Source organism: Aliiruegeria lutimaris, from assembly GCF_900099935.1.
In the GTDB taxonomy this organism is placed as follows: Bacteria; Pseudomonadota; Alphaproteobacteria; order Rhodobacterales; family Rhodobacteraceae; genus Tropicimonas; species Tropicimonas lutimaris.
Genome location: NZ_FNEK01000093.1, coordinates 1 through 16,876, shown reverse-complemented (window position 1 = coordinate 16,876; position 16,876 = coordinate 1). Strand labels below are relative to the sequence as shown.

Annotated in this window: 18 protein-coding genes and 1 tRNA gene; 6 read left to right on the top strand and 13 right to left on the bottom strand. The window is 62.3% G+C overall.

Annotation, left to right across the window (positions count from 1 at the left end; translation table 11 throughout):
* Positions 1–489: 489 nt before the first annotated feature.
* The 4 genes from BLR85_RS25050 to BLR85_RS25035 form a co-directional block, all read right to left on the bottom strand.
* Entirely contained in the window at positions 490–693 is a 204-nt protein-coding gene (locus tag BLR85_RS25050) for a YgaP family membrane protein (RefSeq protein ID WP_093163894.1), read from the bottom strand.
* A gap of 104 nt (positions 694–797) precedes the next feature.
* A complete protein-coding gene (locus BLR85_RS25045; protein WP_093163891.1) occupies positions 798–1,586 on the bottom strand; it encodes a metal ABC transporter permease in 789 nt (262 codons plus the stop codon).
* A complete protein-coding gene (locus BLR85_RS25040) occupies positions 1,586–2,353 on the bottom strand; it encodes a metal ABC transporter ATP-binding protein (protein ID WP_093163888.1) in 768 nt (255 codons plus the stop codon). The genes BLR85_RS25045 and BLR85_RS25040 overlap by 1 nt, the downstream gene beginning before the upstream one ends.
* Positions 2,350–2,853, bottom strand: a complete 504-nt coding sequence (locus BLR85_RS25035) for a Fur family transcriptional regulator (protein WP_093163885.1) — start codon at positions 2,851–2,853, stop codon at positions 2,350–2,352. Before BLR85_RS25035 ends, BLR85_RS25040 begins: the two co-directional genes overlap by 4 nt.
* Before the next feature lie 74 nt (positions 2,854–2,927).
* Here BLR85_RS25035 and BLR85_RS25030 point away from each other — a divergent pair, with 74 nt between their 5' ends.
* The 5 genes from BLR85_RS25030 to BLR85_RS25010 all read left to right on the top strand — a co-directional run bounded on the left by BLR85_RS25030 (position 2,928) and on the right by BLR85_RS25010 (position 8,723).
* Positions 2,928–3,881 (top strand): zinc ABC transporter substrate-binding protein, encoded by a 954-nt coding sequence (locus tag BLR85_RS25030; RefSeq protein WP_093163882.1) that lies wholly within the window; start codon positions 2,928–2,930, stop codon positions 3,879–3,881.
* Between the two features lie 271 nt (positions 3,882–4,152).
* Positions 4,153–5,271: an ABC transporter ATP-binding protein gene (locus BLR85_RS25025; protein WP_093163879.1), complete on the top strand. Its 1,119-nt coding sequence runs from the start codon at positions 4,153–4,155 to the stop codon at positions 5,269–5,271.
* A 72-nt stretch (positions 5,272–5,343) separates the two neighbouring features.
* The gene (locus BLR85_RS25020) at positions 5,344–6,417 is read left to right on the top strand and encodes an ABC transporter substrate-binding protein (protein ID WP_093163876.1); all 1,074 of its coding nucleotides are present in this window, start codon (positions 5,344–5,346) and stop codon (positions 6,415–6,417) included.
* Between the two features lie 81 nt (positions 6,418–6,498).
* The gene (locus BLR85_RS25015) at positions 6,499–7,800 is read left to right on the top strand and encodes an ABC transporter permease (RefSeq protein WP_093163873.1); all 1,302 of its coding nucleotides are present in this window, start codon (positions 6,499–6,501) and stop codon (positions 7,798–7,800) included.
* Positions 7,801–7,811: 11 nt separating this feature from the next.
* Positions 7,812–8,723 (top strand): ABC transporter permease, encoded by a 912-nt coding sequence (locus BLR85_RS25010; RefSeq protein ID WP_093163870.1) that lies wholly within the window; start codon positions 7,812–7,814, stop codon positions 8,721–8,723.
* Positions 8,724–8,985: 262 nt separating this feature from the next.
* Here the strand turns inward: BLR85_RS25010 and BLR85_RS25005 are convergent, their stop codons facing one another.
* The 7 genes from BLR85_RS25005 to BLR85_RS30615 are packed head-to-tail and all read right to left on the bottom strand — an operon-like array spanning position 8,986 to position 15,714.
* Positions 8,986–9,918: an AEC family transporter gene (locus tag BLR85_RS25005; RefSeq protein ID WP_093163868.1), complete on the bottom strand. Its 933-nt coding sequence runs from the start codon at positions 9,916–9,918 to the stop codon at positions 8,986–8,988.
* A gap of 3 nt (positions 9,919–9,921) precedes the next feature.
* Entirely contained in the window at positions 9,922–10,719 is a 798-nt protein-coding gene (locus BLR85_RS25000) for an MBL fold metallo-hydrolase (protein ID WP_093163865.1), read from the bottom strand.
* A complete protein-coding gene (locus tag BLR85_RS24995) occupies positions 10,719–11,522 on the bottom strand; it encodes a TatD family hydrolase (protein WP_093163862.1) in 804 nt (267 codons plus the stop codon). Before BLR85_RS24995 ends, BLR85_RS25000 begins: the two co-directional genes overlap by 1 nt.
* Before the next feature lie 12 nt (positions 11,523–11,534).
* Positions 11,535–12,674: a DNA polymerase III subunit delta' gene (locus BLR85_RS24990; protein WP_093163860.1), complete on the bottom strand. Its 1,140-nt coding sequence runs from the start codon at positions 12,672–12,674 to the stop codon at positions 11,535–11,537.
* Positions 12,671–13,333, bottom strand: coding sequence for a dTMP kinase (gene tmk, locus BLR85_RS24985; RefSeq protein ID WP_093163858.1), 663 nt, complete (start codon positions 13,331–13,333; stop codon positions 12,671–12,673). Before tmk ends, BLR85_RS24990 begins: the two co-directional genes overlap by 4 nt.
* Positions 13,333–14,487, bottom strand: coding sequence for a D-alanyl-D-alanine carboxypeptidase family protein (locus BLR85_RS24980; RefSeq protein WP_093163896.1), 1,155 nt, complete (start codon positions 14,485–14,487; stop codon positions 13,333–13,335). The genes tmk and BLR85_RS24980 overlap by 1 nt, the downstream gene beginning before the upstream one ends.
* A 21-nt stretch (positions 14,488–14,508) precedes the next feature.
* Positions 14,509–15,714: an SPOR domain-containing protein gene (locus BLR85_RS30615; protein WP_093163856.1), complete on the bottom strand. Its 1,206-nt coding sequence runs from the start codon at positions 15,712–15,714 to the stop codon at positions 14,509–14,511.
* 196 nt (positions 15,715–15,910) lie between these two features.
* Between BLR85_RS30615 and BLR85_RS24970 the strand changes: the two genes are divergently transcribed.
* Positions 15,911–16,000: transfer RNA gene (locus BLR85_RS24970), tRNA-Ser, on the top strand.
* Between the two features lie 233 nt (positions 16,001–16,233).
* Here the strand turns inward: BLR85_RS24970 and BLR85_RS24965 are convergent.
* Positions 16,234–16,470, bottom strand: a complete 237-nt coding sequence (locus tag BLR85_RS24965; protein WP_093163854.1) for a hypothetical protein — start codon at positions 16,468–16,470, stop codon at positions 16,234–16,236.
* A gap of 112 nt (positions 16,471–16,582) precedes the next feature.
* Positions 16,583–16,876 (bottom strand): transposase domain-containing protein (locus tag BLR85_RS24960; RefSeq protein WP_139188546.1); only part of this gene is annotated, 294 nt, incomplete at its 5' end.

The following is a 16,876-nucleotide window of genomic DNA, read 5'->3' as shown; positions in this document are numbered from 1 at the left end:
CATCTGAGACCCCTATATCTGCCTCAACAGAAGGGAATCACATCACAACCAATCTGGGAAGCCTGAATCAGATAGGCCGCGAAACGCTCTAGGGGCTCCGCTGTAGATTCGAAGCCGGTTGTCACCCAACACGTCTCAAGATTTCTCTAACTTCGCCCTGTTGCGACGCATTTTAGGGATTTTGCGGGAACGAGGAGGTCGGCGCGATGGGGGCGCGAAAACCTGGCACCCCGGAGAATTGCGCCGAAAAGCGTTTGAGAACGTGCCATTGAAGTCGACACTGCCCCAGGTCAGCCTCCCTTCGATCAAGGATGGCATGAAGTTGTCCGCTCTTGTCGCAAAGCAGGGGACCGGGGACTTTCCAACGCTGCGCAAGTGGCAGCCAGACATTTGATAATGTCTGGCCAAGGTTGGCTTACGGGACCGAAACACCGATCGGGCGGACAGGCCGTTTCGGGTGAGGACCTGGGCATTCCGGAGCCGGATGCGTCACTTGAAGGCGCAGCCTTCCTTCAGGCCAAAGGCCTTGAAGATCATCGCGGCCGGGCAGAAGCCGGTAAAGGCCGACTGGATCATGTTCACGCCGATGAAGACGGTGAACCACACCCAGAGCGGGTGCACGAGAACGGTGAGCAGAACGCTCAGAAGGATCATCACTCCGGCAAAAGCCAGCACGGCACGGTCGAGCGTCATCTTTCAGGACTCCTTGGTCATATCGCGAGGTTCGTCGCGTTTCCTGCGCAACATGAGGGTTCTGGACGTAATATTCAAGTTTCTGAAATTGTCCTGTGACCCGCTTAGCGCCGCGCCGCCGACACCATCAGCGAGAGCAGGAAAAACACCGCCGCGACGCAGACAATCGAGGGGCCCGTGGGTGTGTCGGCCCGGTAGGAAAGCGCGAGCCCCCCGAGTGCCGAGAGGCTGCCCAGCACGCCGGCCAGCAGCGCCATCGTTTCGGGGCCTCGGGAGAGCGAGCGGGCCGTGGCGGCGGGGATGACGAGCAGGGCGGAGATCAACAACACGCCCACCACCTTGATCGCGATGGCGATGGTCAGGGCGAGGGCAAGGGTCAGGATCATCTGTTCCCGCCGCGGGTCTATCCCGCTGGAGGTGGCGAGATCCGGGCTGATGGTGGAAGTCAGAAGCGACGACCAGCGGCGCAGGACCAGCAACAGGATCGCCGCGGCCCCACCCCAGATGATGGCGAGATCCGGGACGCTGACAGCGAGGATGTCTCCGAAAAGGTAGCCCATCAGGTCTACCCGCACACCGCTGAGAAAGGACACGGCAACCAAGCCGAAGGCCAGCGCGGAATGGGCGAGCACCCCAAGCAGCGTGTCGGTGGCAAAGCCGCGACCGGAAAGCGAATGTACGATCAACCCCATGGCCAGCGCAGTGGCCAGCACGCCGCCGAAGACCGGGATCTGCAAGGCAAGCGCCAATGCCACGCCGAGGATGGCGGCATGGGCCGTGGCGTCACCGAAATAGGCCATTCGCCGCCAGACCACGAAACAACCCAGAGGTGCCGCGGCAATCGCCGTGCCGATCCCGGCCAGCGCGGCGCGGATCATGAAATCGTCCAGCATCAGATTGCGTGGTCCTCGTGGTGGTGATCCAGCTGTGGGTGGTCGTGGTCATGCGCGTGATCATGAGTGTGACGGTAGAGTGCCAACGCGCCCTTGGTGCCGGTTCCGAACAGCGCCCGGTATTCCGGCGCAGTGGCCACGATCTCGGGCGTGCCGGAACAGCAGACATGGCCATTCAGACAGATCACCCGGTCCGAGGCGCTCATGACGACGTGCAATTCGTGGCTGACCATGAGCACGGCACAGTTCAACTCGCGGCGTACCGCTTCGATCTGTCGATAGAATTCGGCCGAGCCGCGCTGGTCGAGCCCTTGCGTGGGCTCGTCCAGCATCAGGATATCGGGCTTTTCGAGCAGGGCGCGGGCCAGCAAGACTCGCTGGAACTGCCCGCCGGAGAGCACCGACATCTGTCGGTCATGCAAGTCGGGCAACCCCGCATATTCGAGCGCATCCTTGATGGCCTTCTTCGAATGCCGGGTCGGCAGCTTGAGAAACCGCGCAACCGTCAGCGGCAGGCCTGGCTCGACATGCAGGCTCTGCGGCACGTACCCGATGCGTAGCCCCGGCTTGCGCCGGATCGTGCCCGCGCTTGGCTGGATGGCACCTATCAGGGCACGCAGAAGGGTCGATTTTCCGGAACCGTTCGGTCCGACAATGGTCACGATCTCGCCGGGACGGATCGAGAAATCGACGTTCCGCAAGGCGACATGCGCGCCGCGCTTGACCTCCAGCCCTTCGGCTTCGATCAGAGGGGATGTATCTGTCATGGCTCGCGTTCTTCCTGGCAGTCGGCGCAGCAGCCTTCGGCCTCGATCAACATGCGTTCGATCCGGAACCCGGTCGCGCCGGCAACGATTTCCGGAATGCCTGCGCTTGGCAGCGCCGTGGTTTCGGCCACCTTTCGGCAGTTCCGGCAGATAAGAAAGGCCGGCACGTGGTTTTCACCGGGAAGGCTGCAGGCAACGAAGGCGTTCAGCCGTTCGATCCTGTGGGCAAACCCGTTCGCCACCAGGAAATCGAGTGCGCGATAGGCGGCTGGCGGCTGCGCGCCCAGCCCTTCGCTTTGCAGGCGTTCCAGCACCTCGTAGGCGCCCATCGCCTTATGTTCTTCCAGCAGGATCTCCAGCGCGCGCCGGCGTACCGCGGTGAAGCGCAGCCCCGCATCGGCGCAATGCCTCTCGGCGGCGCGGATCGCCGTCGCCACGCAACGGGCATGATCATGCCGAACGAAACCAAGGGTTTCTTCTGGATCTGCGGAAGATGACATCTGGATTCCGATTTCACTTGATGTGTTATAACATAACACATACGACATGTGCACCGAAAATGAAAGGTTTCCGGATGCGCCTGACTATCCTGACCGGCACGGCCGCTGCAATCGCGTTCTGTTCCAGTGCCCTTGCCGACGTGCCGAATGTTGCGACGGATATCGCTCCCGTACATTCCCTTGTGGCGCAGGTCATGGGAGACTTGGCCACGCCGGATCTGATATTGCCGCCGGGCGCCTCGCCGCATGGGTATTCCCTGCGCCCCTCCGAGGCGCGCGCGCTGGAACGGGCCGATATTGTCTTCTGGATTGGCGAACCGTTGACACCCTGGCTCGACGCGCCACTGGAAACGCTGGCCAGAGGGGCTCATATCGTCGAATTGCTGGCCGCGCCGGAGACCACCACCCTGCAGTTCCGGGAGGGAGCCGATCTGGGTGGTCACGACGCCCATGACGAGGCGCATTCGCAAACCGGTCAACCGGACCATCACGACGAAGACGCTGAGCACGATCACGATGGTGTCGATCCGCATGCCTGGCTGGACCCGCAGAACGCCATCGCGTGGACAGGGCTGATCGCACGGACCCTGGCCGAAACGGATCCGGAGAATGCCGCACAATATGCCGCGAATGCCGAGGCGGCCATTGCCGGGCTGGAAGCCCTCACGGAGGAGGTTTCCGAACGCCTTGAGCCGATGCACGGGGTTCCCTTCGTCGTCTTCCACGACGCCTACCAGTATTTCGAGCAGCGTTTCGACCTGCCGGCACTCGGGGCGATATCGCTTGGCGACGCGACAGATCCGGGTGCGGCACGGGTTGCCAGCATTCGCGACCTCGTGCGGGACAGCGGTGTATCCTGCATCGCGGCCGAACCGCAATTCAGCCCGTCTTTGATCAAAACCGTCGCCGGCGGTTCCGGGATCCGGACCACGGTGCTGGATCCGATGGGCTCGGCACTGGAACCGGGGGCAGATTTCTACCGCAGCCTGATCGCCGGGCTGGCCGAATCCCTTCTCGGTTGCCGCTAGGTAATCCTAGGGAATGAAAGAAGATTTCTTCACACCGCGATCTGGGTTGTGAAAGTTTCACGCCTTGCTTTTTTTGCCCGCTAGCCCTCTGACAAGAACCGCAAATTTACTGGGCAACCCTCGACAAGCTGGCGCTGAAACATGGGGCGTTTGATGAATCCAACAGCATTTTGACCATAAAAGGGCATTGCCAAGCCCCAAAACGCTTGTTTTAGTTCTGGTCAATAGGTGCGCGACCAACAAGCGCACCAACAGACCAACAGGAGCTGCCTTGACCGAGACAGCAGATGCAAACGTTGCCTCCTTCGTGGAGTTCCGCGGCGTCCAGAAGAGCTACGACGGCGAAACGCTGGTTGTAAAAGACCTCAACCTGAAGATGCCCAAGGGCGAGTTTCTGACGATGCTGGGCCCATCAGGCTCAGGCAAGACCACCTGCCTGATGATGCTGGCCGGGTTCGAGACCGCCACCCATGGCGAGATCCTGCTGGACGACCAACCGATCAACAACATCCCACCGCACAAACGCGGCATTGGCATGGTGTTCCAGAACTACGCGCTCTTCCCGCATATGACGGTGGGTGAGAACCTCTCCTTCCCGCTGGAAGTGCGTGGCATGGGCAAGTCCGAGCGCGAGGAGAAAGTCCGGCGCGCGCTCGACATGGTCCAGATGGGGTCCTTTGCCGCCCGCCGCCCGGCCCAACTCTCCGGTGGCCAGAAACAGCGGATCGCGCTGGCGCGCGCCCTTGTTTTCGAACCAAAGCTGGTGCTGATGGACGAACCGCTCGGGGCGCTGGACAAGCAGTTGCGCGAACACATGCAGTTCGAAATCAAGCATCTGCACGAAAGCCTCGGCATCACCGTCGTCTACGTAACCCACGACCAGTCCGAGGCGCTGACCATGTCGGACCGGGTGGCCGTGTTCAACGATGGCAGGATCCAGCAACTTGCCCCGCCAGACGAGCTTTACGAACGGCCACAGAACGCCTTCGTGGCCGGCTTCATCGGCGAGAACAACAAGCTTGAGGGCCGGATCGAGGAGATCCATGACAACAAGGCGCTTGTCCGCTTGAAGACGGGCGAACTGATCGACGCCACCCCGGTAAACGTGACCAAGGTCGGGCAGGAAACGCTGGTTTCCGTGCGTCCCGAACGGGTGGAGTTCAAGCCGGAATTCTTCGACAAGGGCGCCCACACGATCGAGGCCGAGGTGCTCGAATTCATCTACATGGGCGACACGTTCCGCACCCGGCTCCGTGTGGCCGGGCATGATGATTTCGTGATGAAGTGCCGGAACATGTTGGGCCAGCGGCGCCTGGAACCGGGCGAGAAAATCCCGATTTCCTGGCATATGCAGGACGCCCGCGCGCTGGAAAAAAACAGCGCCATCTGAACCGTTTTTAAGACTCGGAAAAGCGCGGAACAACTGCGCGTAAAAACCCAAGTGTCAGACAGGGAGAAAACCATGAAAAAGACACTCATCCTAACCACAGCCCTGGCGGGGTTTGCTTTCTCGGCAGCAGCCGAAGAAATCACCGTCATGAGCTGGGGAGGAGCCTATGGCAAATCTCAGATCGAGGCCTATCACAAGCCGTTCATGGAAAAGACCGGCATCAAGGTCATCTCGGTGGACGCCGACAACCCGGCGACCCCGATCAAGGCCCAGGTCGAGGCCGGCAACGTGACCGTCGACGTCGTCGACGTGGAGTATGCGGACGCCGTGCGTCTGTGCGACGAAGGCCTGCTGGAAGAGATCGATCCCTCGATCCTGCCGGCCGGTTCCGACGGAACGCCGGCCATGGACGACTTCCTGCCGGGTGCCGTGACCGACTGCCTCGTGACCACCATCGTGTTCTCGACCATGTACGCCTATGACATGGAAAAGTTCGCAGACATGGCGCCGACCACCATCGCCGATTTCTACGATCTGGAGAAATTCCCGGGCAAGCGCGGACTGCGCAAGTCCGCCAAGGCGAACCTTGAAATGGCACTGATGGCCGATGGCGTGCCTGCAGGCGAGGTTTATGACCTGCTGGAGACCGATGAGGGCGTCGACCGTGCCTTTGCCAAGCTCGACACCATAAAGGACAGTGTTGTCTGGTGGGAAGCCGGCGCCCAGCCGCCGCAGCTTCTGGCCGATGGCGAGGTCTCCATGACCACCGCCTATAATGGCCGGATCTTCAACGCCGCCGTTGGCGAGGGCCAGCCCTTCGGTTCCGTCTTCGACGGCCAGGTTTACGAGTATGACGGTTACGCCATTCCGAAAGGCGCGCCGAATCTCGAAAGGGCACTCGAGTTCCTTGTCTTCGCCACCGAGACCGAGCAGCTCGCCGAGCAGGCCAAGTGGATCTCCTACGGTCCGGCCCGGAAATCTTCCGGTCCGCTCGTCGGCCTCTACCAGGACGGCAAGACCGAGATGGGTCCGCATATGCCGACCTCGGCTGACAATCTCGTCAATGCCCTGCCCTCGAATTTCGAGTTCTGGGCCGACCGCAACACCGATTTGAACGAGCGCTTCAACGCCTGGCTCGCCAAGTAAATCGTACCCGGCTGCCCCGGTATCATGCCGGGGCAGCCCCGGGCGCGCCCCGCGCGCTGTAGCTCCTGCCGGAAAGACACCATGTCCGACGCCTCGCACGACTCCGTCCAGAGCGGCCCGCTGACCACAGCCGATGGCAAGCCGCTCAAGGCTGCGCTCGCCTCTGCCCAGGCACATCGCACGCGCCGCGCCTTCTATCTCGTGGCGCCGCTGCTATTTTTTGTTGTGATCACCTTTTTGATGCCCATCGGCCAGTTGCTGACGAAGTCGGTCAACAACCCGGCCTTCTATTCCTGGCAGGACCGGGACACTGGCGAAAAGATCCCGCTCATGGTCGATCTGCGCGCTTGGTTCGACGCCCACCCGGCCGGAACCGGGCCCGACGAAGCCGCCTATGCCGCACTGGTCACCGGGCTGGTCCATGCCAAGGAGGTCAAGGCGCAGGGACAGATCGGCACGCGGATCAACTACGAGGTCTCCGGCTCCCGTTCGCTCTTTACCAAGACGGCCCGCAAGGCGGACAAGCTCGAACCGCCCTACAAGGAGGCGGTGCTGGACGTCGACAAGGATTGGGACGACCCCAAGCTCTGGAACTCGATGCGCAATGCCTCCAAGGCCTTCACAATCGATTTCTATCTCTCCGCGCTCGACCGAACCCGAGACGATAGCGGCAATATCATCAAGGCCGACGAGGAACGCGCGGTCTACATTCTTCTCTTCGAACGCACGCTGGTCATGTCGGCGCTCATCACCTTCATAACATTCCTGCTGGGTTTTCCGATCGCCCATCTGCTGGCCACGCTGCCGCTCAGGCATTCCAACCTGCTGATGATCTTCGTGCTCCTGCCCTTCTGGACATCGCTACTGGTACGAACAACCTCCTGGATCGTGCTGCTGCAGAGCCAGGGCGTGGTGAACGACATCTGGGTCTCGGTCGGCCTAATCTCCGATGAAAACCGGCTGCAGATGATCTACAATCAGGCCGGCACGATCATCGCCATGACCCATATCCTGCTGCCCTTCATGGTGCTGCCGCTCTACTCGGTCATGCGCCCGATCGACCCGAGCTACGTCCGGGCCGCCCGTTCGCTCGGCGCCACATCCTGGACCGCTTTCCGCCGGATCTACATGCCGCAAACCATTCCTGGGATCGGCGCCGGCGGGCTTCTCGTCTTCATTCTCGCGGTCGGATATTACATCACGCCGGCCCTTGTCGGTGGTTCCACCGGCCAGCTGATCTCGAACCTGATCGCCTTCCACATGCAGAACTCGCTCAACTGGTCGCTTGCCGCTGCGCTGGCTTCGCTGCTGCTCTTCGCGGTCCTGCTGCTCTACTGGCTCTACGATCGCCTGATCGGCATCGACAACCTCAAGCTCGGATAAGGAACGCGCACATGGCCCTGCCGACATACGCCAGCCCGCTCGAGCGCCTCTGGTACTACGTCTACCGCGCAATCTGCGCGCTGATCTTTCTGTTCCTGATCGCGCCGATCCTGATCGTGATCCCACTCAGCTTCAACGCCGAGCCCTATTTCACCTTCACCGAGAAAATGCTCAGCTTCGACCCGACGGGCTATTCCACGCGTTGGTACGACCTCCTGCTGACATTCGGCATGGGAAAACCCGACGCCGTTCGGGATGCCGCCTGGTGGTCCGATGTCTGGCAAAATGCCGCCTGGGTGAACGCCGCCAAGAACTCTGTCATCATCGGTTTCTTCTCGACCCTGCTAGCTACTTTCCTTGGAACCCTCGCCGCGCTCGGCCTGTCGCGTCCGGAAATGCCGTTCCGGCGGGTCATCATGGCCATCCTGATCTCGCCGATGATCGTGCCGATCATCATCACCGCGACGGGGCTGTTCTTCTTCTACTCGGCCACAGGGCTTGCCAATACCTATCTCGGCATCATAATGGCACACGCGACGCTTGGTATTCCCTTCGTCATCATCACGGTCACGGCTACGCTGGTCGGATTCGACAAGACGCTCAACCAGGCCGCGGCCTCACTCGGCGCCAACCCCACGACCACGTTTTTCAAGATCACCATGCCGCTGATCCTGCCCGGCGTTATCTCGGGCGCGCTCTTCGCCTTCGTGACGTCTTTCGACGAGGTTGTAGTCGTCCTCTTCGTCGCCGCCTATGACCAACAGACCATTCCGCGGCAGATGTGGAACGGTATCCGCGAACAGATTTCACCGGCGATCCTGTCGGTCGCAACGATCCTCGTGATCGTCTCCATCGCGCTCCTGACAACGGTGGAACTGTTGCGGCGACGCTCGGAGCGTTTGCGCGGTATATCGCCGGGCTGACCGGAACGAACAGCTAGAGCATTCCAGTCCAGTCCGAATATGAGAACCAAATGGCGGCGTTGCCCCCCGTCTCGGCAAGCCGCGCCTCCCCCCAGGATTTTTCCCGAAAGAGGATGAACAAACTGAAATCCCGTCATCTTTCTTCAAATATCCTCGCCGAAGGCACGATCCAAAGGATCGTATCGCGCGCCAAGGGCGCGCGCCCTCGACCGGCCGCAACCTCAGGAAAGCCGCTAGGTCCCGCGTCCAGACGAGTCAAGAACTAGTGCAGCAAGGTCAGCCAGGCCCAACTCGTCACCAGTGACAGCGCGGTTCCAATCAGAACCGAGGAAGCCGCGACACGCCTTGCGACGCCGTAGATGTTGGCGAAAATATAGGCGTTCACACCCGGCGCCATCGCGGCCATGACCATGGAGGACCGGAAGGCACCTTCTTCGAGATGCAGGTTGGTTCCGATGAGCCAGGTCACCGCCGGATGCAGGACAAGGGAGGCGGTCACGACCCAGGCGATGGTCCGAAAATCACCCTCGGGGCGGTAATGGCAGAGCACACCGCCGAGGCCGAAGAGCGCTGCCGGCAGGGCCGCACGGGCCATCAGGTCGAGCGCTTCGGTGAAGAAACCCGGCAACGTCACCCCTGACAGGTTGACGGCAAGGCCGGCAATGATCCCGAGGATTAGGTTGTTGCGGAACATGCCCCGAAGCACCTTGCCGGGCAGTTCGCTCAGGCTGGCGCCGGTTTTGCGGGCAAGTGTGATCTCCATCAGCGTGATGCCGATTCCGTAGCAGTAGATCGAGTTCACCGAGATGATCGCGAAATTGGCCACGGTGGCGTCCCGGCCAAAGGCCTGCTGCGTCACCGGCACGCCGAGCAACAACCCGTTGGCGAACAGGCCGCAGAAACCGATGGCGATGCTGTCCTCCCATGGGCGCCGAAAGAAATACCGCGCGCCCAGAAGCGCCATGAAAAAGGAAGCGGTCGCGCCGCCATAATAGCTCAGGAACAGGTCCACGGAGAGTGTCGACAGGTCCAGCGTCGACATCGCCCGGAAAAGCAGTGCCGGCAGCGCAAAACCCTGTGCGAACAGCATCAGCCCATCGACGGCGCTGTCGGGAAAGAGCTTCTTGCGCACCGCCAGATAGCCGAAGCCGACCACGACAAAGACCGGCAGGATGGCGGTGAACAATCCGAGCATCGTCTAAACCTTGTAATTGATGGTCATGCCATCATAGGCGGGGGTGACATGCGCCGGGGTCTCCGCCTCGACCGTGGCGTAGTCCATGTCGATATGCAGGTTGGTGACGACCGCGCGGCGCGGGGCGGCACGAGCGATCCATTCCAGCGCCTGTGCCAGATGGGCGTGGCTCGGATGCGGCTTGTAGCGCAGCGCATCGATGATCCAGCAATCGAGCCCTTCCAGCTGAGGCCAAACGCTTTCCGGAATCTCATTCACATCCGGCATGTAGACAAGATCCGCGATGCGGAAGCCCAGGGCGCGGATATTGCCATGCTGGACTTCGAGAGGCGTCAGCGTGACCGCCCCCCCTGCCCCGTCGATCGTCACCGGTCCCTTGATCGTGTGCAGATCGAGGATCGGCGGGTAGTCCGACCCCTCGGGTTGCACGAACGCATAGCCGAAACGCCCGATCAGGCCTTTCTGCGTTGTCGGATTGGCCCAGACCGGTAGCCGCGCCTTGCGGACAAAGACGATCATCCGCAGATCGTCGATACCATGGGTGTGGTCGGCATGGTCATGGGTATAGACCACCGCATCGACCTCGCCCACGCCGGCAGTCAGCAGTTGGTTGCGCAGATCGGGCGAGGTGTCGATCAGCACCCGCGTCACATCCTCGCCGTCAAAACGCTCGACCAGCAGCGAACAGCGCTGGCGGCTGTTCTTGGGATTGTTCGGGTCGCATGCCCCCCACAAGCCGCCCACCCGCGGCACGCCGCCGGAGGAGCCGCAGCCGAGAATGGTGAAGCGCAGCTCGGCCATCAGGCGGCACTCGTCCAGGCGGCGGCCTTGGAAAAGAGCCGGTCGAAATTGGCGCTCGTCTGCCGAGCGAAGTCTTCGTACGCCATGTCGAAAACCTCGGCGCCGACACGTGCCGTGTGGGCCGTGTAGGCGGGCTCGTTGCGCTTGCCGCGATGGGGCGGCGGTGCGAGATAGGGCGAGTCCGTCTCGACCAGGATCCGCTCCACCGGGGCGGCGGCGAATATCTCGCGTAGTTCCTTGGAACGCGGGAAGGCGGCGATGCCGGACATCGAGAGGTAGAAGCCCAGCCCAAGCGCGACCTCGGCCAGCGCGGCAGTCGAGCTGAAGCAATGCATGACGCAAGCGTAAGCGCCTGCAGCGTGCTCTTCCGAAAGGATACGGGCCATGTCGTCATCGGCGTCGCGCGCGTGGATGATGAGCGGCAGGCCGGTCTGCCGCGCTGCCTCGACGTGGATGCGCAGGCTCTCTTGCTGCACCGATTTGCTTTCGGCCGTGTAGTGATAGTCGAGCCCCGTCTCGCCGATACCGACGAATTTCGGATGTACTGCGAGAGAAACAAGCTCCTCGACCGAGGCCAGCGGCTCTTCGGCAACGCTCATCGGATGTGTTCCGGCGGCGTAAAAGACAGGAGCATGGGCTTCGGCAAGGGCGCGGACCTGCGGTTCCTGCCGCAGCCGCGTGCAGATCGTCACCATGCGGGTCACGCCCGCTTCGGCGGCGCGGGCGACGATTTCGGCGTGCTGGCCATCGAAATCCGGAAAATCCAGGTGACAATGGCTGTCGACGATTTGGGGTAGGGACATCTGCTGCTCGGCTCAGGCTGGCGCGGGCACGACTCCTCCTGCCCCCGCATTTATCTTGAGCACGGTATCAAGCAGCAAGGCGGAAGGGTCAAGGTTGACCGCCAACCCATGACGACTGCGTTCGCCCAACGATTGATGAAGTGTCGCCCAATGGCGCGCGGCACTGACATTCGGGCAAAGTCTGGACAGGAGCGCCGCCTCGCCCCGGGCGGCTTCGGGCGCCGGCGGGCCAAGCGCACCGGTGCGCGCCAGACGGGTCAGGAACAGGTCGATCATGCCAAAGGCCTGTTCGGCGGTCCCTGCCCCGGCGCGCCCGCCGCATTTCTCGGCAAAGGCCAGCGCCATTTCCCGGTCCATGGTCGGTGCGGTCTCGAACAGGCGGACGAGCGCGGTGTAAAGCGCGAGCCCGTCATTGTTGAGCAGGCTGTGTGCGGCGCCGACCGAGCCATCGGCCAGAGCGGTCAGCGCGTCGGCACTTTCGGGAATCTCGGTGCCCGCCGCTTCCAGCGACTGTTGCAGCTCGGGCGGGGTGAGCGTTCGGCAGCGCAGGGTGCGGCAGCGGGAACGGATCGTCGGAAGCAGGCGCGAGGGCTGGTGGCTGACAAGAAAGAGCGTCGTGCGGGCGGGCGGCTCTTCGAGCAGCTTCAGCACCGCGTTAGCCGCCGAGGGGTTCATCTCGTCGGCCGAGTCGATGATCACCGCCCGGTGTCCGCCATCGGTCGCGGACATGGAGAAAAAGCCCTTCAGCTTGCGAGCCTCGTCGACAGTGATTTCCTTCTTGTGTCGCTTCGCCTTCTCGTCCCACGGCCGGCGGAGCAGGAACAGACCTGGCTCGGAGAGTGCAAGCGTACGGCGAAAGACGGGGTGCTCGGGCGCGATGTCGAGCGTGGCGGGCGGCGGCGGGGCGCCGAAAAGCCCGTCTTCTTCAGCTGGTGGCGTGGCAAGCAGGAAGCGCGCGAGCCGCCAGGCCAGCGTGGCCTTGCCGACACCCTTGGGTCCGGTGATGAGCCAGGCATGATGCAAGCGGCCGGAATTGAAAGCCTCGAGAAAGCCAGCCTCCGCCGCCTCTTGTCCAACCAGCCGCGCTGTCTCGCGCGGATGCGGCGCGCCTTCAAGGCGGTCAGCTTCGGGAATGTCGTCGGGCAGGCTCATTGCACCTCGACGGGCTGCCGGGCGCCGGCCTCCGAGAGGCGTTCCAGGGCCAGTCGCAGCACGTCGGCGGCAACCTCGTCCATCGCGCGCGCGCCATCGATGACAAGGAAACGTTCGGGATGCTCGGTGGCGAGGTCCAGAAAGCCCTGCCGCATCTGCCGTTGCAAACCTTCGCCGAAATCCTCGAAACGTTCCTCCGTGCCTTGCCGCCCCTTGGCGCGGGCAAGGCCGACGCCGGGATCCATGTCGATGACAAAGGTCACATCGGGTTCGGTGCCGATCATCATCGCGTGCAGGCCGTCCACCTGCTCTCGCAGATCGCCCCGGCTCAGCCCTTGATACATGCGGGTACTGTCGGCGAAACGGTCGGAGATAACGATCTTGCCCTCCTCCAGCGCCGGCCAGATCCGCTTTTCGAGGTGATCCCGGCGCGCGGCGGTAAAGAGCAGGATCTCCGTTTCCGGCGACCAGCGGTCCGGATCACCCTCCAGAACCAGCGAGCGGATCTGCTCCGCGCCCTCCGAGCCGCCGGGCTCGCGCGTCAGAACGACCTCGTGGCCAGCGTCCCGCAGCGCCTCCGCCAGCCGGCGCGCCTGCGTCGACTTCCCGGAGCCATCAATGCCTTCAAAGGTAATAAAGATCCCGCGTTCCGCCTTCATCAGAGCCCCGGGGCAGAGCCCGAGAATTTCTGGAACAGAACATACGCCGCAGTCCGAACACGCGGAATGAAACCGCCCCTGGATACGGCCTGCTCGGCGGTCAAGGGAAACTCCCGCGCTTCCAGATCCGGCAGGTTGACGAGAAGCGTCCCGATCTGCTGGCCCTCGGCGATGGGCGCGCGCAGCGGCGTTTCATAGCTGATTTCGGCTTCCACCTCGCCGCGCACCACGGCCGGCACGAGCAGTTCGAGATCCTCCGGCAGCACCATTCCAACCTGCTGCTGTGATCCCATCCAGACCGGCACGCTGGCCAGCCGGGTTCCCTTTTCCGCGACGGTTTTCTGCACAAACTGCCGGAAGGCCCAGTTGACGACGGCCTCGGCCTCCTCGGCGCGGGCCTTTTCGCTTTCGAGCCCGGTAATAACGAAAACGATCCTCCGGTCGCCCTGCACGGCCGAGCCGACCAACCCGTAGCCCGCCTCGGCGGTATGCCCCGTCTTGAGGCCATCGGCCCCGATGCCCAGCGTCAGAAGGGGGTTCCGGTTGCGATGGTTCGAGGGCACACGGCCGTCGAACTCGAAAACCGGCATGGCGAAGTAACCGTAATATTCGGGGAATTCCCGGATCAGCCTGCTGGCGAGGATCCCGAGATCCTCCATCGACATGCGATGGTTCGGATGCGGCCAGCCAGAGGCATTGGCAAAAACCGAGTTCCGCAGGCCGATGGCGAGCGCGCGTTCGTTCATCAGGCGGGCGAAGCCTTCCTCGCTCCCGGCGAGCCCTTCGGCGACGACGACGCAGGCGTCATTGCCGGACTGCACGATAATCCCCTTCACCAGTTCTTCGACCGTCGGGCGGTCTTTCGTGGTCAGGAACATCTTGGAGCCGCCCATGTTTTGGGCCTTGTCCGACACCGAAAAGCGGGTCTCCAGCGTGACACGCCCATCATGCAGCGCTTCAAACAGCATGTTCAGCGTCATCAGCTTGGACATGGAGGCCGGCGGCAGCGGCTTCTCGGCGTTTTTCGACAGCAACACCGTGCCCGTCGTCTGGTCCAGGATCCAGGCGGCGGAAGCACGGGTTTCGAAGGCGGCCTGCGCTGCGGAAGCGACAAAACAGACGGCCAGAATCAGGAGGGCGGTAAACTTTCGCATCATGGCCGTCTGTCTAACTTATCAACCACCGACAGGATAGGCATCAGCGAAGCCCATTCCCTTCACTTTCTTGAGCAGCGCAGTACGGTCCACCTTGGAATTCACCGGACCGGCGACAACCCGCCAAAAGGTCTTGCCGGAGCTTTCCTGCTTGTAGACCTGCGGCACGACGCCGTTCTGCCGCATCGCCGTGGCGGTGTTGTTCGCATTGTCCTCGACCGAGAAGATGCCGATCTGGACATAGGGCTTGTCCAGTTTCGAAATCGTCTGGCGTGTCTCGGGGGCTGCCGCAGCTTCATCGGCGATTGCCCGCGGCGTACCGTCGAGCGAGGACGCGGTGATTTCACCAGTTGCAAGCGCGGCGGTCCCGGTTGCCGAGGCCGGCATCACGGTCTCGCTGTTCTTGCGCTTGAAGGGGTTCCAACCGCGCTTCGTCTTGACCGGTGCGGCAACGACTTCGGCGGCCGTTTCGGTAACGGCTTCATTCGCCGCTTCGGTCACCCCGGCAACAGCGGTGCCGGTCTCGACCGTGTCGGCCACGCTGGCCACGGCATCTTCGGTTGCCGTTGTTTCGGCGGATTTGCGACGGAAGGGATTCCAGCCGCGCTTTTTCGGCTCGGCCTCGGCTGCCTGCGTTGCGGTTTCAGCCAGGTCCGCGCTCGCTCCATCGCCCTCTGCCGCCGCGATCGCGGCAGAGGCGCCTGCGATGGTTGCCTCGGTTGCAGCATCCTCTTTCGGAGCGGCTTCCACCTCGGCCGTCTTGTCTTCCTTGACCTCGGCAGTCGGCGCGGGCTCCTCGCGGCGCAGCGCCGTCACGTTCAGCGTCGTCGGCGCACCGGCCAGCATGTCGAGTGCGGCCGCCGCGTCGGAAGACACCTGGAGTTTCGGGCCGGGATTGTCACGCTCGCGCTTGAAAAGCGCGCCGATCACGAACTTTCCGTTCGCATCATTGCGGATGATCACCCGCTCCGGATCCGTCACGTCCGGATACGCTACCCAGACTCCACCGAGCGAAGGCCGCCCGTCCCAAAGGCCCTGGTCCGTTGTCTGGAAGACTTCCGGCGCTTCGACATCGCGCTCCACAAGCCGGCTGCTGGAAGGACGTTCCGAAAAGGCCGTGGCCTCGCCAGCCGCATCTCCGGCCTTGTCCGAACCTTCCATGCATCCCGACACGATCAATGTCAGAACCGACGCACCAATAAAGAGAACCTGCCTGTATCCGCCCATTTTCGCCCCTTTTCCGCGTGTATGTTCACGCTTGGATAGCCGATTGACTGCTCGTTTCCGGCTGCTTTGGATTGTTTATACAACTTTGAAGCCCTTCGGAAAAGTCCTGAGCGAATCATTGGCGACTTTCGGCACGTAAAGCGTGTCGAAAGGGTTTCAGAATCGCATTCAAGAGGCTATGCGGAGCACTCCGGACGGAGGTGTGGCAGAGTGGTCGAATGCACCGGTCTTGAAAACCGGCGTGCGTGAAAGCGTACCGTGGGTTCGAATCCCACCGCCTCCGCCACCAAATAACATATTGATTTTAAACGATTTTATGCCTTCAATATTGTGGCGGCATTCCCGCGACATGCGAGGCGATCTGCCCCTAGAGACTTGAAATCACAGGCGAAATGGCCGCACAGAATGGCGCGAGTCTCTGTTTGGCATTTGGCGCGATACGGTTTTCGGGCTGTGCGATAGTCGCTGGACTTGACTCCTGGTTTTTTCGAAGTCGGCGACATCGACTTCTGCGCAGGCTTATTCTCCGAGGCGGAAGGCGTCTTGGCCGGGCCTGTGGGTCTGCCTGATCGGAAAGAGTTTTCCGTCCCCAACGTGCTGCGGCCACCATTGCCAGCGGCTGGTGAGGATGCGGAGGTCGTCTCGCTCCTCCTTCCACTCCTCGCTGATATTGCCTATCCCCTCTGGAATATGGATCTGGAGGATCACCTCGGAGGGCTGGTCGTCGGGCGCCTGGGCGAAGCGGTCGCGTGACAAGTCGAACTTCTCGCTGCCCTGCGCGAGCTCGTAGGCCCTAAGGAGAGTCGATTTCCCAGAATTGTTCCGTCCAACTATGCAGACGACATGTAAGCGTCCGGCCTGACCGCCCCTACGATGCAGTTTTCCAAGGTAGCAGATCATCGACGCGATTGATCTTGTAGTCCGGGATACGGGCGAGTGTGTCGGCGAGCCATGCCTGCGGATCGACGCCATTCAGTTTGGCGGTTTCGATCAGTGTGTAGGCGATGGCGGCGGCCTTTCCGCCGGTCTGTGATCCGACGAACAGGTAGTTTTTGCGCCCAATTGCGACGGACCGCATGGCGCGTTCTGCGGTGTTGTTGTCCAGTTCCAGAATGCCGTGATCGAGGTAGGGCCGCAGCCGCACCATGCGCGTCAGGGCATA

Coding starts and splice junctions, on each gene's coding strand:
- BLR85_RS25050 (WP_093163894.1), bottom strand. CDS start 693: ATGACGCTCGACCGTGCCGTGCTGGCTTTTGCCGGAGTGATGATCCTT.
- BLR85_RS25045 (WP_093163891.1), bottom strand. CDS start 1,586: ATGCTGGACGATTTCATGATCCGCGCCGCGCTGGCCGGGATCGGCACG.
- BLR85_RS25040 (WP_093163888.1), bottom strand. CDS start 2,353: ATGACAGATACATCCCCTCTGATCGAAGCCGAAGGGCTGGAGGTCAAG.
- BLR85_RS25035 (WP_093163885.1), bottom strand. CDS start 2,853: ATGTCATCTTCCGCAGATCCAGAAGAAACCCTTGGTTTCGTTCGGCAT.
- BLR85_RS25030 (WP_093163882.1), top strand. CDS start 2,928: ATGCGCCTGACTATCCTGACCGGCACGGCCGCTGCAATCGCGTTCTGT.
- BLR85_RS25020 (WP_093163876.1), top strand. CDS start 5,344: ATGAAAAAGACACTCATCCTAACCACAGCCCTGGCGGGGTTTGCTTTC.
- BLR85_RS25015 (WP_093163873.1), top strand. CDS start 6,499: ATGTCCGACGCCTCGCACGACTCCGTCCAGAGCGGCCCGCTGACCACA.
- BLR85_RS25010 (WP_093163870.1), top strand. CDS start 7,812: ATGGCCCTGCCGACATACGCCAGCCCGCTCGAGCGCCTCTGGTACTAC.
- BLR85_RS25005 (WP_093163868.1), bottom strand. CDS start 9,918: ATGCTCGGATTGTTCACCGCCATCCTGCCGGTCTTTGTCGTGGTCGGC.
- BLR85_RS25000 (WP_093163865.1), bottom strand. CDS start 10,719: ATGGCCGAGCTGCGCTTCACCATTCTCGGCTGCGGCTCCTCCGGCGGC.
- BLR85_RS24995 (WP_093163862.1), bottom strand. CDS start 11,522: ATGTCCCTACCCCAAATCGTCGACAGCCATTGTCACCTGGATTTTCCG.
- BLR85_RS24990 (WP_093163860.1), bottom strand. CDS start 12,674: ATGAGCCTGCCCGACGACATTCCCGAAGCTGACCGCCTTGAAGGCGCG.
- tmk (WP_093163858.1), bottom strand. CDS start 13,333: ATGAAGGCGGAACGCGGGATCTTTATTACCTTTGAAGGCATTGATGGC.
- BLR85_RS24980 (WP_093163896.1), bottom strand. CDS start 14,487: ATGCGAAAGTTTACCGCCCTCCTGATTCTGGCCGTCTGTTTTGTCGCT.
- BLR85_RS30615 (WP_093163856.1), bottom strand. CDS start 15,714: ATGGGCGGATACAGGCAGGTTCTCTTTATTGGTGCGTCGGTTCTGACA.